We start from the raw sequence: 14,158 nt of genomic DNA, 5'->3' as shown, positions 1-14,158 counted from the left end.
GGAAGTAAACATGGGACCACTGAACGGCTTTACCGTTATCGAGCTGGCGGGCATCGGCCCTGCCCCCATGGGCGGCATGATGCTGGCGGACATGGGCGCGGAGGTGATTCGCATCGAGCGTGCGGGCGCCCCCGACCCGAAGGCCATGAAGGATGTCAGCTTCCGCGGCAAGAAGTCGGTGGTCCTCAACCTGAAAGACCCGGCGGGCGTCGAGGTGCTGTTGCGCATGGTGGAAAACGCCGATGTGCTGATAGACCCCTATCGCCCAGGCGTCTGCGAAAAACTGGGTGTTGGCCCCGAGGTGTGCCTTGAGCGCAATCCGCGACTGGTCTTTGCGCGCATGACCGGCTGGGGGCAGGAAGGGCCGTTGGCCAATGCCGCCGGTCACGATATCAATTACATTTCCATCACCGGCGCCCTCTACGCCACCGGCCGCGCCGGTGAAAAGCCGGTGCCGCCCCTGAACCTGGTGGGCGACATGGGCGGTGGCGGCATGCTGCTGGTGAACGGCATTCTGGCGGCCCTGCTGGAGACCGCCAGTTCCGGCAAAGGCCAGGTGATTGATGCCGCCATGGTCGATGGCGCTGCCCAGCTGATGTGGATGTTCCACAGTTTCCAGGCCCTCGGTGTGTGGGACGGCAGCAAGCGCGGTGCCAACATGCTCGACGGCGCGGCCCATTTCTACGATACCTACGAATGTGCCGACGGCGAGTATATTTCCGTGGGCTCCATCGAACCTCAGTTCTATGCCCTGCTGATGGAACTGGCGAAACTGCCGGAGGCCTTCAAGGCCCAGCACGACCAGGCCCAGTGGCCGGCCCTGACCGAGCAACTGGCCGATATTTTCAAACAGAAAACCCAGGCCGAGTGGTGCCAGATCATGGAGGGTACCGATGTCTGCTTCGCGCCGGTGCTGTCCTTCATCGACGCTCCCAAACACCCGGCCAATGTCGCCCGAAACACGTATATGGAGCTGGACGGTGTTACCCAGCCGTCTCCGGCCCCGCGCTTCAGTCGCACTCCCTCCGAGGTAAAGCACGGCGCCCGCAGCCTCGGTGAAGACACCGATGGCGTGCTGAAAGCGATGGGCTTTGGCGAGCAGGAACTGGCACAATTGCGCGGCAGTGGCAGTATCCACTGAACAGCCGCCACCAACACGCGCCACCAGAACAAGGGAAAACAGTATGTCCACACTGGAAACCGTCACCATTGAACGCCACGACCAGGTAGCCCTGGTCAGCCTCAACCGCCCCGACAGCCTCAACGCTTTCAGCGCCGAACTGCGCCGCGACCTCGCTGCCGCCGTTAGCGAAGTCAACGCCGATGAAGGCATCCGCGTGGTGGTGCTCACCGGCATCGGCCGTGCCTTCAGCGCCGGTGCCGACCTGATGGAAGTGCAGGGCGATGACTTCGATGTGCGCAGCCAGCTCAACAACGAGTACAAGCCGGTACTGATGGCCATCAGTGAGTCCAGCAAGCCCTGGATCAGCGCGGTCAACGGCGCCGCGGCGGGGATCGGCAGTGCCTTTGCCATGGTCTGCGACCTCACGGTGATGGCCGATGACGCCTTTATCTACCAGGCCTTTGCCGCCATTGGTCTGGTACCCGACGGCGGTGCGACCTGGCACCTGGCCCGCACCATCGGCCGCAAGCGCGCCTTTGAACTGATCGCCACCGGCGAAAAACTGCGCGCCGAAAAATGCCAGGCCCTGGGATTGTGCAACCGTGTGGTGCCGGCCGCAGAACTGGTGCCGGCGACCCTGGCCTGGGCCCAGGAACTGGCGGGCAAGGCGCCGCTGGCCCTGCGCTACGCCAAGCAGGCCCTCAACCAGGCCATGGAAGCGGATGTGGCGGAGATCATTTCCGCCGAGGCGGATTTGCAACACCTGTGCATCAACAGCGCTGACGCCACTGAGGGTGTGACCGCCTTCGTCGAGAAGCGCGCCCCGGTATGGCAGGGGAAATAAGGCCCGAACTCGCCGCTCTGCGCGAGCGCCTGGCCCGCACCCTTGACGGGGAGCGGGCCGAAGCCCTGCACAAGCGCCACGAGAAGGGTAACCGCAGTGCCCGGGAGAACCTCGCGGACCTGGTCGATGAGGGAACCTTCCTCGAATACGGCCAACTGGCCGTCGCCGCCCAGCGCAGCCGCCGCGATTATCGGGAACTGCAAAGCGCAACCGCCGCCGACGGCATCATCACCGGTACTGCGACCATCAATGGCACGGTGATTCCCGCAGAGCGCGCCCGCGCCGCCGTGGTGGTCAATGACTACGCCGTGCTGGCAGGTACCCAGGGCTACTTTCACCACCACAAACTCGATCGCATCTGTGAGCTGGCTGAGGAACACGGCCTGCCGGTCGTGATGTACACCGAAGGCGGCGGCGGTCGACCCGGTGATACTGACGTCGCCATCCAGATCGCCGGCCTCAACCTGCGCTCCTTCCGCGCCTGGGCGGGATTGTCCGGCAAGGTGCTGCGTATCGCCGTCAACAACGGCTACTGTTTTGCCGGCAATGCGGCCCTGTTTGGCTGTGCCGACTTCACCATCGCCACCCGCAACTCCTGGATCGGCATGGCAGGCCCGGCGATGATCGAGGGTGGCGGCATGGGCGTGGTGGATGCCAAAGCCATTGGCCCGGCCGAGGAGCAGGTTCGCAACGGTGTGATCGACATCCTCGCTGAAGACGAGGCCGACGCCACCCGCCTGGCCCGGCAACTGCTGTCCTATTTCCAGGGGCCGGTGGCGGACTGGCACTGCGCCGATCAGGGCGCGCTGCGCGATATGATCCCCGAGGACCGGCGCTGGGCCTACCCGGTGCGCCGGGTGATTGAGACCCTGGCCGACGAGGGCAGCTTCCTGGAACTGCGGCGGGTCTACGGCCGCAGCATCATCACCGGCTTTATTCGCCTGGAAGGCAGGCCCCTGGCGCTGATTGCCAACGACTGCCAGCAACTCGGCGGTGCCGTGGATTCTGAGGCATCGGAGAAGGCCGCCCGTTTTCTGCAGATCTGCAACAACTTTGGATTGCCGGTGCTGTCCCTCACCGATACCCCGGGTTTCATGGTCGGCCCCGCCAGCGAGAAGGCGGCGGCGGTGCGGCGCATGTCGTCGCTGTTTGTCACCGGCGCATCGCTGACCGTACCACTGGTGGCGATTTTCCTGCGCAAGGGCTATGGCCTGGGCGCCATGGCCATGACGGCCGGCAGTTTTGCCGCGCCGGTATACGCCGCCGCCTGGCCTACCGGCGAGTTCGGTGGCATGGGCCTGGAAGGGGCGGTGCGACTCGGCTACCGCAAAGAGCTGGAAGCGGTGGAGGATCCCGCCGAGCGCGAGGCCCTGTTCAACAAACTGGTCGCCCAGCTCTACGAAATGGGCAAGGCCACCGAGGCGGCATCATTCCTGGAGATCGACGCGGTGATCGACCCCGCCGCCACACGGGAGGTGGTGCTGGCGGCACTGCGCAGTGCCGGGGCATAATTGCCCCTGCCGGAATAACAATAACAGCAAGAGGGAAACACCATGCGCCAAGTGATTGGCCTGTGCACGGCGTTGAGCATCTCCGCCGCCGTGCATGCGCAGCCGCAGCTACTGTGGGGTGATACTCACCTGCACACGTCCTATTCATCCGATGCCTTCGCCAACAACAACCTGGTGGCTGACCCGGACACCGCCTATCGCTATGCCAGGGGCGAGCCGGTTGAGCATCCCTACCACAAGGCCCGGGTACAGATCGGGGCGCCTCTGGATTTTCTGGTGGTTTCAGACCACGCGGAATTTCTCGGGGTGATCAATCACACTTATTTCACCGGCGTGGACACCGCCGACCTCGGCCTGCTGGACGCGCTGAAGGCGCGGTTCGCGGCCTGGGTCTTGCAGCGCAGGATCGGTGAGGGGGAGGGGCGACAACTGTTTGTCGATGTATTGCCCGAGCCGGGAGATGCCCGCGAGGCCGCCAAAGCCGCCCAGCTCGGCGGACAGGTGGGCTGGCTGCCACCGATGGATCAGGTTGAAAGCAGCACCTGGCGCAGCATTATCGAAACCGCCGATCGCTTCAACGACCCCGGCGAATTTACGGCGTTCATTGGCTGGGAGTGGAGTTCCATTCCCGGCGGCGCCAACCTGCACCGGGTGGTGATCTCCAATGCCGATGCAAACCAGGCCGATGCATTCGAGCCCTTTGGACTGGACGACAGCCCCTATCCGGAGGACCTGTGGGCCTGGCTTGACAGCACCAGCGAGGAAACCGGTGTCGATTTTCTGGCCATTCCGCACAACTCCAACATTTCCAAGGGCTACATGTTCGACACCCGCAGTCTGCGCGGTGATCCCTTCGATGCGGATTACGTGGCGACGCGCCGCAGGTGGGAGCCGATCGCCGAGATCACCCAGCTGAAAGGCGACTCGGAAACCCACCCGGACCTGTCCCCCGACGATCCCTTCGCCGCCTTTGAGGAGTACCCGCACTACATTCAGCGTTGGCACACGCCTTACAAGGCGGAAGTGGGAGACTACTTGCGGCCGACGCTGTTGCGGGGCATGCAGCTGGCGGCAGAGCTGGGCAGCAATCCCTATGAGCTGGGTTTTATCGGCTCCACCGATGCCCACACCGGTTTGTCGACCGCAGAGGAAGATAACTTCCACGGCAAGTTCGCCACTGACTCCATTCCGGCCAACAAGATGCTGGGCTGGAGTGACGAGGAGGGCGGCACCAATGGCTGGGCCATGTCCGCCTCGGGCATGGCGGCGGTGTGGGCCGAGGACAACAGCCGCGATGCCATCATGGCGGCGATGAAGCGTCGCGAGGTCTACGCTACTACCGGCCCGCGTATTGCCCTGCAGTTCTTTGGCGGCTGGCAGTTTGTCGAGGACCAGCTGCAGAGTCCGGTGCTCTACCAGGAGGCGACAGCCACGGGTGTGCCGATGGGCGGCGTTTTGCCTGCGGCGACAGCCGGGGGCGCCCCAACCTTCCTGGTGCAGGCATTGAAGGACCCGGCCGGTGTCGGTCTGGAACGGGTGCAGATTGTCAAAGGCTGGTTGAATGCGGCCGGTGAACCGCGGGAGCAGGTGTTTGATGTGGTCTGGTCCGGCGAGCGCAGCGTGGGCTCCGATGGGCGTTTGCCAGCGCCGGAAGCGCGTATCGATCGCCGTACCGGCAAAGTTGCCGAAGACGAAGGCGCTGCGCAGTTGCTCGCCTACTGGCAGGACCCGGACTTTAATCCGGGCCAGTCGGCCTTTTATTACGTGCGCGTGCTGCAGGTACCCACCGCTCGCCACTCCTACCTGGACGCCCTGGCGCTGGGACAGGAAGAGGCCGGGGGCTACCCTGACACCTTGCAGGAGCGGGCCTACAGCTCGCCCATCTGGTACCGGCCCGCAAACTGATACAACGCAAAGGAGCAAACATGCAAAACCTCTTCGATATTGCAGGCAAAGTCGCGGTTGTGACCGGAGGTTCCCGCGGCATTGGCGCGATGATTGCCCGCGGTTTCCTGGAGGGCGGGGCGAAGGTCTATATCACCGCGCGGAAGGTTGACGAACTGAATGCGGCGCAGCGGGAGCTTGCGGTCTTTGGCGACTGCGTGGCAATTCCCTCCGACCTGTCGAGCGTGGCGGGAATTGAAGCCTTTGCCGGCGCCATCGCCGAGCGCGAGGAGCATCTGGACATCCTGGTCAACAATGCCGGTGCTACCTGGGGTGCCCCGGTCGAGAGCTTCCCCGAAAAGGGCTGGGACAAGACCATGGATCTCAACGTGAAGGCGCCCTTTTTCCTGGTGCAGCAACTGTTGCCCCTGCTGCGCGCTGCGGCCGGGCAGGGCGAGCGCGCCCGGGTGATCAATATCGGCTCCGTCAACGGCCTCAGTATCGACACCGCCATGCAGAACTTTGCCTACACAGCCAGCAAGGCGGCGATCCACCACCTGACCCGCCACCTGGCGGTTGAACTGGCCGGGGCGGGCATTAACGTCAACGCCATTGCCCCCGGTCTTTTTCCCAGCCAGATGACCGCCTACATGATGGAGGTGGCCACCGAGGAGCAGCTCTCGGCCAACTTCCCGATTCCGCGCATGGGCGGACTGGAAGATGCCGCCGGGACAGCGATCTTCCTGTCGTCCCGTGCCTCCGAGTGGATGACCGGGCAGGTACTCGCCCTGGATGGAGGGATGGTCGCCAGGGGCTGAGCATTTCCAGTGCATTGACCCACTCAAGTTTTCCTCCCGTATGCCGATGATTGACATGGTGGGAGGTTGCAAGGCCTGTGGACGAAGAAATACATAGCTTTACAGTCCAGGTGGTCTCTATAATCCCGGCAAATTTTCCGTAGTAATTAGAACCTGGGCACAGGCAATCATCGCGTAGTAACTGACCGATACACTGGAAAGGATTCAACATGAAACTTCTTTTTCCCGCATTGCTGGTTGCCGGCACTGCGCCGGCTGCCAATGCAGCGACCTGGGGCGGGTTTGCCTGGGGCTCAGCGCCCTGGAGCAGCCTGGTCACCCAGGCGCAATCGGTGCCCATTGACTCGCCGCTGTTCTTGCTGGGGTTGAGCGTCACGCTCGCCAGTACGGCCATCTGGTATCTGAAAAAGCAACGTCGATAACTCATACCGACACAACAAGCTATCGCTAAGGATCGCAATACATGAAGTTTCTTCCTACCGTCCGGGTAGCCGGTACTGTTCTGGCAATGGTTTTACTGGGTTCCACTTCGAGCTGGGGAACGGGTACCACTGTTCCCCATATCTTTCAAAATGGTGGTGTTGCCGATGCCGACCAGGTAAACGAGAACTTCGATGCACTGGCCACGGCGATTGACAACCTGCCGGCCGGCCTTCAGGGGCCCAAGGGCGATACCGGCGCGCAGGGCCCTCAGGGTATTCAGGGCCCAATGGGCCTTCCCGGTATAGCCGGCGCAGCCGGTCCTGCCGGCCCTCAGGGGCCCGCTGGAGCCCAGGGCGCACAAGGACCACAGGGCGCACAAGGACCCCAGGGGCCAGCTGGTGCGGGCATCAATAGTTCTGGCTACGTATACGAACTCGCCACTATCGCCGATGCCACGGTAGTGGGCGGCGCAGACGTTCCGTTCAGCAACAATGGCCCGCTGAGCTCTGTCTCGCACACGGCAGGTACGACTACTGTCACTGTTACGAGCGCCGGAAGCTATATCGTGGATTACAAGGTGTCACATACGGCGGGCGTTGGTGCTGCCCTGGCCGTTGCCGTTAACGGTACAGTAGACCCCTCAACCATTGTTCCCTTGCTGACGGCAACGGGTCAGGTTTCCGGGCGGGTGATCCTTGTTCTGTCGGCGGGCGATGTGGTGACATTGCGCAACAATTCAGCCACGGCGTTTACCCTGACGCTGGCCCCGGCTGTCGGCGCCCAGTTCACCGTCCTGGGCATGTAAAGGGTATGAGCACCGCGCACAACAGGGATGTTGTGCGGATAGCTGCCACGCGCTATTGCACCGTGTTCTGGCGAGGGGCTACTCTGGGCATCTTTGGAACTGTTGAGGATAGCTCCATGCAGAAATGGCTTGCACTGCTGCTTCTGGTTGCCCTGAACGCCCATGCGGCGCCGCGGGATGACATTGCTTCAGTGCTGGATAGCTTTCACACCGCCGCGGCCCGCGCTGATCTGCCGGCCTACCGCCAGCTGATGACCGCCGATATGGTGTTCCTCGGCACCGATGCCACTGAGCGCTGGCAGGGCGAAGAATTCATCGAATTCGCGCGTCCCTATTTTGACCGGGGCAAGGGCTGGATCTACCGGCCAAAAGAGCGCCGTATCGACATCGCCGCCTCGGGCGATGTGGCCTGGTTCGACGAATTGCTCGACAACGATAAACTCGGCCTGTGTCGGGGTTCCGGCCTGCTGCTGAAAACTGGAAGCGGCTGGAAAATTGCCCAGTACAACCTGAGCATGCCGGTCCCCAATGCCATGATCGAGAGTGTGGCGCAGGCGATTCGTACTGAGACGCCGGTGTCCGCGGTGGCGGAAGAAAGCGATCTGGGCGCGGCTGAAGACGGGGGCGAGCACTCGTCCGGCGAGGCCCAGCCGCGCTGCCGGAAACGCCACAAAACCAATCGCGCGGCGGATTGCTAGTTACTCGTCATGAATGACATGGCGCTGTTGGTCGACCTGCACAAAGGTGCCCTGCGCCAGGGCCCCGGTGGTGATGCCCAGACCGAACAGGCACTGCAACTGGCGGGTGTGGACCGCGATCAACCCCTCCATATTGCCGACATTGGCTGTGGCACCGGCGCCTCGAGCCTGGTGTTGGCCCGTCTACTCAACGCCCATATCACGGCGGTGGATTTCCTGCAGGACTTTCTCGATGTACTGCAAGCCAGGGCGCGGGCGCAAGGCCTGGACGACCGCATACAGTCCCAGTGTCGAACCATGGATGATCTCCCCTTCGAGGAAGCATCACTCGACGTCATCTGGTCCGAGGGGGCCATCTACAATATCGGCTTTGAGCGCGGTGTGCGCGAATGGGCGCGCTTTCTCAAGCCGGGCGGCCTGCTGGTGGTGTCGGAGATTAGCTGGCTGACCGCAGCGCCGCCCGATGAACTTCGCGGGCATTGGGAGAAAGTCTATCCGGAAATTGATAGCCCCTCCGCGAAGCTGGGACTACTGGAGCGCAACGGTTACGCCCCGCAGGGTTATTTCGCGCTGCCGGACAGCTGCTGGCTGGACAACTACTATAGTCCTATGGAAGCCGGCTTTGGCGCATTCCTGGAACGCAACGGCAACAGTGAAGCCGCCCAGGCTATAGTCGCTGCAGAACGGCGTGAGATTGCGCTCTATCGTCGGTACCGGACACACCTTGGCTACGGGATGTACATCGCAAGAAAATGTCATCCCGGGTGACAATCCGTTCATCTGGCGAATGACCTGTGCAAGAATGTTCGCCAATCAATCGATAGAGTGAGGCCTGGCCCGCAGATGAAAAGGCGTTTGCGCGTAGGTGAAAGTGGCATTCATGGCAAGGGCCTGTTCGCCACCGTGGATATCAAGGCGGACACGCTGCTGGGGGTGTGCAAGAGTAAACCGGCCCGTGAGCCCACCCCCTATACCCTGTGGCTGGACGGTGGGAAGATGGTGAATGTCACCTGTCGTCTCCGCTTCATCAACCATCACAAATCCCCCAATGTGATTTATTACGACGATCTGTCTGTCGTAGCGCTTAGGGATATCAAGGCGGGCGAGGAATTGACCCACGACTACGGCGAGGAGTGGAATTAGTCTCCACGGAAATCGCTGCTTGCGGCTTCGATTATTCCTTTCTCTCCTGATGAATTGTGATGCTGCTCGCCGTCTGTTTTTCTGGTAGCCGGTACAACCTTTCCTGATAGGCTTGCGAACTCCAGATGGAGTTGGCGAGCGCTCGTTCAATTAGTTCCGGCGTTTGCTTAGCGGATTTGACCAGGCCCGCAGCAGTGCGCCGATACATCACCGGCTGCTTGTCCAGTTCCATAATCACGACTTGATCTCCCTGCATGTAGGCTTGGGTCTGGTTGTATTGCATGATGGCACGGCCCGGAATGTCCCCGATGTCATCTCGCAGCAGGTCGTGCCCGGTGGCTGGGTGGGCAGAGGTGATGCCCATCATGCCTAACAGTGTAGGCAGAAGGTCTATCTGGCTCGCGATTCTGTCGTATGTCCGGTGCTCGATAGTGCCTCCGAGAATTAATGCAGGTACGTGAAAATACTCGATGGGTACCAAGTCAGCACCGCGCACCCGGGAATTGTGATCTGCGACGACCAGGAACAGGGTATTGTCCCAGTACTCCGACGCGCGAGCCTTGCGGAAGAACTCCCCCATGGCGTGGTCGGCATACTTCACCGCATTATTGACCGTTGCCCTGGGTTGCTCATAGAGCTCAATTCTGCCTTCCGGAAACTCAAAGGGTGAATGGTTGGAAGAGGTGAACACCAGGCTGAAAAAGGGTTTGTTTGCCAGCCTGCTGAACTCTTCGTGAGCGCGCTGGAAAAGATCTTCGTCGCTCACACCCCAGGAGCCTTTAAATGCCGGTTGATCGAAATCCTTTTCCTCAATGATGCGCTGGAAGCCATTGCCCACGAAGAACTGGCGCATGTTGTCGAAATGCGCCTCTCCCCCATAGATAAAACTGGTGTCGTAGCCTCGTTGCCCGAGAAGTTCGGCAATCGTGAAAAAGCCGCTTTGCGATTTGGGTAGCTTTACCACGCTGCGCGCCGGGGTGGGCGTAAACCCGGAGACCACTGCCTCAATCCCTCTCACTGAGCGGGTTCCGGTCGCGTAGAGGTTGTTAAACCAGATACCTTCACCTGCCAGCGCATCCAGCTCGGGTGTTACATCCACCCCGCCCAGGGCACCGACAAACTCCGCCCCCAGGCTCTCCTGGAGAATAATGACCAGATTGAGCGGTTTTTCGGGCACACTCGAAGGCGTCTGCACATGCAGTGTAGGAAGGTTGGCATTGTTAAAGGATGGCAGCGGTATGGCCATCTCTTCGCGCACCCGTTTGATCACAGTTGCAAAGTCCATGCGACCGTAGGCTCTTACACTCCTTTCATGGCGCCGCGCGCTGTAGATGGCGTAGGCCGTAGAGTAAACCGAACTGAGAACGAGATCGTTGACAAGGAGATCGGTGGAGAAGGCGACTTTGGCCGGATTGACAGGCCGGTGCCCCAGGCTGGAGCGAATCCCTGCAGCGCAAATCAGTATTGTCATGACGACGAGCATCACGCACATCACTACCCCGGGGTTTTCGTGTGGCGCAACACTGCGCCTCAACAGTCGCCAGAAGTACCCGCCGAGGATGGCCACCACCCCCAGGCCAAGGGCGATATTCAGTTTGTAACCTCCCCAGAGCATGGCTGCCACTTCTCCGGGATATTGCAGGTATTCGACAAACAGGATATTGGGTCGTAAGTCGTACTCGCCGATAAAGGTGGGGGTTGCTGCCTCCATAAAGACTGCCAGCATGAATGCTGCCAGCAGGTAAATTCGCAAGCACCGGGACCAGACCGGAAACCTGTTGAGAAAGGGGTGTACGACAGCAACAGGTAGCAGGAAAATGCAGGCAACAATCAGATCAAAGCGTAGTCCCTGCACCATGACATAGAGAAATCCCTCTACCGCGCTCACCCGATCCCGGTAGATCACTGCCAGCATAAGACGGGACAGGCTGAGAACAGTGAAGAGGCTCACTGTGAACAGCGCGAGCGGCGCATAGAGCCTGGAGAGGTAATTGCTGTAGTGCATGACGAGCCTGTACAGCCACCGGCATGGTGGCAACAGGCTGCGACAATACCCGTGATACCTTAAGGAATACTTAGCGGGTCCGCCGCTGGAAGCACGGCGGACATTCCGTCAGGTTGTAAGGATCAGCCTCAGGGCCTGCAACTGCAGGCTCGCGTGGCGGATATGCACCGCGCACTCCTCGATCCGGTAATCCAGGTGATCCAGCTCCTCCTGGCGGATGGACGGATTGACAGCCTTGAGTGCCGCCAGGCGCTCGCGCTCGGCGCCGAGCTGGGTGCGCATGGTGGCTTCCGCTTCCTTCAGCACTTCTTCGAGCCGCGCTTCCGCCTGGCGGGTGGCCAGCAGCATCTTCGCGTCCACTTCTTTCTGCACCTGCTTGATGATCGCGAGGGCCACCGGCTTTTTCACTCGTTCCACCAGCGAGTTCAGGCGTTCGTGGGGCACCAGGTGGGCCAGGTCCTTGCCGCGGGCATCCACCAGCAGGCGGGTAGGGGAAAGGGGCAGGAAGCGCTCCACCTGCAGCTCCTTCGGCGCCACGCAGTTCACGGTGTACAGGCACTCCAGCATCATGGTGCCCGGGGCGACACCCTTGAGCTTGATGGTGCCGATGGCGGCGTTGCCAAGCTCGGTGGAATGCACCATGTCCATGGCCTCCACCAGCATCGGGTGTTCCCAGGTGAGGAAGGCCATGTCCTCCCGCGCCAGGCCCTTGTCGCGGTCGAAGGTGACGGTGGTGCCCTCTTCGCGCAAATAGGGAAAGTGGCCGGTGAGCATGTGTTCGGAGGGTCGCAGTATCAGGGCCTGCTCTGAGTGGAACTCGGTGTCCACGCCGAAGGCCTCACACAGCGCCTCAAGGTAGTTCTGCAGCACATCGGTATTCTCGTGCTCCCGAATACTGGCGATCAGCGCCTCCGCCTGTTCCGGCTTGCAGGAGTTGCGCTCCAGCAGGCGGTCGCGGCCCTCACGCAGTTCTCGTCGCGTATCCAGGGTGAATTCCGCGGTGTCGTTCAGCAGTTCCTCCAGGTGTTCATCGGGCGCATTGAGCTGTTGTTCGAGACGCTCGCGGAAACGCTGGTAGATCATGTGCCCGGCGGAGCAGCTTTCGTTGAAGGCGTCGAGGCCGCGGGCATACCAGTCCAGCAGGGTCTGCTGGGCGCCACCTTCCAGGTAGGGTACGTGGATCTCCACGTCCTGCTGCTGGCCGATGCGATCGAGGCGGCCGATGCGCTGTTCCAGCAGATCCGGATTCAGGGGCAGATCGAACAGGATCAGGTGATGGGCGAACTGGAAGTTGCGGCCCTCGCTGCCGATTTCGGAGCACACCAGTGTCTGTGCGCCGTTGACCTCGTCGGCGAAGTACGCGGCGGCGCGGTCGCGCTCGATGATGGACAGCCCCTCGTAGAAAGCGGCCGAGCGGATACCGGCGCGCAGGTGCAGGTGGTGTTCCAGGGCGACGGCGGTGGTGGCGCTGGCGCAGATCACCAGCACCTTCGCCGGGCGCAACTGTTTCAGGGTCTGCTCCAGCCAGTTGACCCGCGGGTCGAAGCCCAGCCAGCTGTCGTCGTGATAGGGCCGCTCCGGGTGCAGTCGCGATTCCAGGTCGGTGCTGGAATAGCGGTATTCCTCGGGGAAGGGCAGCGGGTGGCGGTGCAGTATGCGACGGGGAAAACCGCTGACGGCGGCGCGGGTATTGCGAAACAGTACCCGGCCGGTGCCGTGGCGATCGAGGATCTGGGCGATCAGCTGTTCCGGCGCGGCGTCCCGGTCCAGCCCGGCGGGCAGGTCATCCGGTATGTCACCGGCTTCAATCTGGCTCGCCATATCGCTCCAGCGGCGGTACTGCTGTTCTTCGCTGGCGAAGGTTTCCAGATCGTGGAAGCGGGAGGGGTCCAGCAGGCGCAGGCGGGCGAAGTGGCTGGCCTGGCCCACCTGTTCCGGCGTGGCGGTGAGCAGCAGCAGGCCGGCGCTGCGTTCGGCCAGCGCTTCCACCAGCTGGTAGTCGTCGCTCGGGGCGTCTTCCGACCACGCCAGGTGATGGGCTTCATCCACGACCACGAGGTCCCAGGGCGCCGCCAGCACCTGCTCCCGAAAGTCGGGCTGGGCGTGGAACAGGGATGTGCTGCACAGTACCAGTTGCTCGGCTTCGAAGGGGTTGTCCACCGGCAGTTCTGCCAGCCGCTCGGCATCGAAGAGTGCAAAATGCAGGTTGAAGCGGCGCAGCATTTCCACCAGCCACTGGTGCAGCAGGGTGTCCGGCACCAGCACCAGCACGCGGGAGGCGCGGCCGCTGAGCAACTGCTGGTGCATGATCATGCCGGCTTCGATGGTTTTGCCCAGGCCCACTTCGTCCGCCAGCAGCACCCGCGGCGCGAAGCGCTGGCCGACTTCGTTGGCGATGTAGACCTGGTGCGGCAGCAGGGAGGTGCGCGAGCCCATCAGCCCGGCAACCGGCGAACGCTGCTGGCGATCGATATGCTCGAAGGTGGCCACCCGCAGGGCGAAGTCTTCGTTCTTGTCGAAGTGGCCGTTCAGCAGGCGCTGTTGCGGCGTGGTGAGCTGGACGTAGGCATCCAGCTCCAGCTCCGAGACCGTTAGCTCGTTGTCGTGGTGGTCGAGGCCGGTGTATAGCAGCAGGCCCTGGTGTTCCTCCACCCGGCCGACCACCAGTTCCACCCCGTTAACGGTGGAGATATGGTCGCCTTCCTGAAAGCGCAGCCGGGTGAGCGGGGCGCCATCGATGGCGTAGGTGCGTTCCTCGCCGACGGCGGGAAAATTCACGGTGACCCGGCGCGGCTCGATTTCGACAACAACACCCAGTCCAAGCTGGGCATCGGCATGGCTGACCCAGCGCTGTCCGATTTGGTATTCCATAGACTTCCTGTGATGCACGGCCAAGGCAGGGGC

Annotated in this window: 12 protein-coding genes; 10 read left to right on the top strand and 2 right to left on the bottom strand. The window is 62.0% G+C overall.

Annotated features, from left to right (window positions below; all coding sequences use genetic code 11):
- Positions 1–10: 10 nt before the first annotated feature.
- From FVW59_RS10005 to FVW59_RS09960, 10 genes are all read left to right on the top strand, one after another.
- Positions 11–1,141, top strand: a complete 1,131-nt coding sequence (locus tag FVW59_RS10005) for a CaiB/BaiF CoA transferase family protein (RefSeq protein ID WP_148064129.1) — start codon at positions 11–13, stop codon at positions 1,139–1,141.
- 43 nt (positions 1,142–1,184) lie between these two features.
- On the top strand, positions 1,185–1,967 hold the full coding sequence (locus FVW59_RS10000) for an enoyl-CoA hydratase/isomerase family protein (protein ID WP_148064128.1): 783 nt from the start codon (positions 1,185–1,187) through the stop codon (positions 1,965–1,967).
- Positions 1,952–3,478: an acyl-CoA carboxylase subunit beta gene (locus tag FVW59_RS09995; RefSeq protein WP_148064127.1), complete on the top strand. Its 1,527-nt coding sequence runs from the start codon at positions 1,952–1,954 to the stop codon at positions 3,476–3,478. The genes FVW59_RS10000 and FVW59_RS09995 overlap by 16 nt, the downstream gene beginning before the upstream one ends.
- Positions 3,479–3,520: 42 nt before the next feature.
- Entirely contained in the window at positions 3,521–5,383 is a 1,863-nt protein-coding gene (locus tag FVW59_RS09990) for a DUF3604 domain-containing protein (protein WP_148064126.1), read from the top strand.
- Positions 5,384–5,403: 20 nt separating this feature from the next.
- On the top strand, positions 5,404–6,180 hold the full coding sequence (locus FVW59_RS09985; protein ID WP_148064125.1) for an SDR family oxidoreductase: 777 nt from the start codon (positions 5,404–5,406) through the stop codon (positions 6,178–6,180).
- Between the two features lie 209 nt (positions 6,181–6,389).
- Positions 6,390–6,602, top strand: coding sequence for a hypothetical protein (locus tag FVW59_RS09980; protein WP_148064124.1), 213 nt, complete (start codon positions 6,390–6,392; stop codon positions 6,600–6,602).
- A gap of 41 nt (positions 6,603–6,643) precedes the next feature.
- A complete protein-coding gene (locus FVW59_RS19615) occupies positions 6,644–7,408 on the top strand; it encodes a collagen-like protein (protein WP_187275837.1) in 765 nt (254 codons plus the stop codon).
- Positions 7,409–7,524: 116 nt separating this feature from the next.
- Entirely contained in the window at positions 7,525–8,106 is a 582-nt protein-coding gene (locus FVW59_RS09970; RefSeq protein ID WP_148064123.1) for a nuclear transport factor 2 family protein, read from the top strand.
- A gap of 9 nt (positions 8,107–8,115) precedes the next feature.
- Positions 8,116–8,874, top strand: a complete 759-nt coding sequence (locus tag FVW59_RS09965) for a class I SAM-dependent methyltransferase (RefSeq protein WP_148064122.1) — start codon at positions 8,116–8,118, stop codon at positions 8,872–8,874.
- A gap of 75 nt (positions 8,875–8,949) precedes the next feature.
- On the top strand, positions 8,950–9,249 hold the full coding sequence (locus FVW59_RS09960; RefSeq protein WP_148064121.1) for an SET domain-containing protein: 300 nt from the start codon (positions 8,950–8,952) through the stop codon (positions 9,247–9,249).
- 31 nt (positions 9,250–9,280) lie between these two features.
- On the opposite strand, the gene FVW59_RS09955 is transcribed toward FVW59_RS09960, so the two are convergent.
- Positions 9,281–11,254, bottom strand: a complete 1,974-nt coding sequence (locus FVW59_RS09955; protein ID WP_148064120.1) for an LTA synthase family protein — start codon at positions 11,252–11,254, stop codon at positions 9,281–9,283.
- Positions 11,255–11,362: 108 nt separating this feature from the next.
- Positions 11,363–14,125 carry an RNA polymerase-associated protein RapA gene (gene rapA / locus FVW59_RS09950; protein ID WP_148064119.1) on the bottom strand — a complete coding sequence of 921 codons (2,763 nt, stop codon included), beginning with the start codon at positions 14,123–14,125 and terminating at the stop codon, positions 11,363–11,365.
- Between the last annotated feature and the right edge of the window lie 33 nt (positions 14,126–14,158).

Source organism: Parahaliea aestuarii (assembly GCF_008064635.1).
GTDB classification, from domain to species: Bacteria; Pseudomonadota; Gammaproteobacteria; order Pseudomonadales; family Halieaceae; genus Parahaliea; species Parahaliea aestuarii.
This window is presented reverse-complemented; position numbering and strand designations above follow the sequence as displayed.

Excerpts from the sequence above, each read along its gene's own strand:
- FVW59_RS10005 (WP_148064129.1), top strand. The coding sequence starts at position 11 with ATGGGACCACTGAACGGCTTTACCGTTATCGAGCTGGCGGGCATCGGC.
- FVW59_RS10000 (WP_148064128.1), top strand. The coding sequence starts at position 1,185 with ATGTCCACACTGGAAACCGTCACCATTGAACGCCACGACCAGGTAGCC.
- FVW59_RS09995 (WP_148064127.1), top strand. The coding sequence starts at position 1,952 with ATGGCAGGGGAAATAAGGCCCGAACTCGCCGCTCTGCGCGAGCGCCTG.
- FVW59_RS09990 (WP_148064126.1), top strand. The coding sequence starts at position 3,521 with ATGCGCCAAGTGATTGGCCTGTGCACGGCGTTGAGCATCTCCGCCGCC.
- FVW59_RS09985 (WP_148064125.1), top strand. The coding sequence starts at position 5,404 with ATGCAAAACCTCTTCGATATTGCAGGCAAAGTCGCGGTTGTGACCGGA.
- FVW59_RS09980 (WP_148064124.1), top strand. The coding sequence starts at position 6,390 with ATGAAACTTCTTTTTCCCGCATTGCTGGTTGCCGGCACTGCGCCGGCT.
- FVW59_RS19615 (WP_187275837.1), top strand. The coding sequence starts at position 6,644 with ATGAAGTTTCTTCCTACCGTCCGGGTAGCCGGTACTGTTCTGGCAATG.
- FVW59_RS09970 (WP_148064123.1), top strand. The coding sequence starts at position 7,525 with ATGCAGAAATGGCTTGCACTGCTGCTTCTGGTTGCCCTGAACGCCCAT.
- FVW59_RS09965 (WP_148064122.1), top strand. The coding sequence starts at position 8,116 with ATGAATGACATGGCGCTGTTGGTCGACCTGCACAAAGGTGCCCTGCGC.
- FVW59_RS09960 (WP_148064121.1), top strand. The coding sequence starts at position 8,950 with ATGAAAAGGCGTTTGCGCGTAGGTGAAAGTGGCATTCATGGCAAGGGC.
- FVW59_RS09955 (WP_148064120.1), bottom strand. The coding sequence starts at position 11,254 with ATGCACTACAGCAATTACCTCTCCAGGCTCTATGCGCCGCTCGCGCTG.
- rapA (WP_148064119.1), bottom strand. The coding sequence starts at position 14,125 with ATGGAATACCAAATCGGACAGCGCTGGGTCAGCCATGCCGATGCCCAG.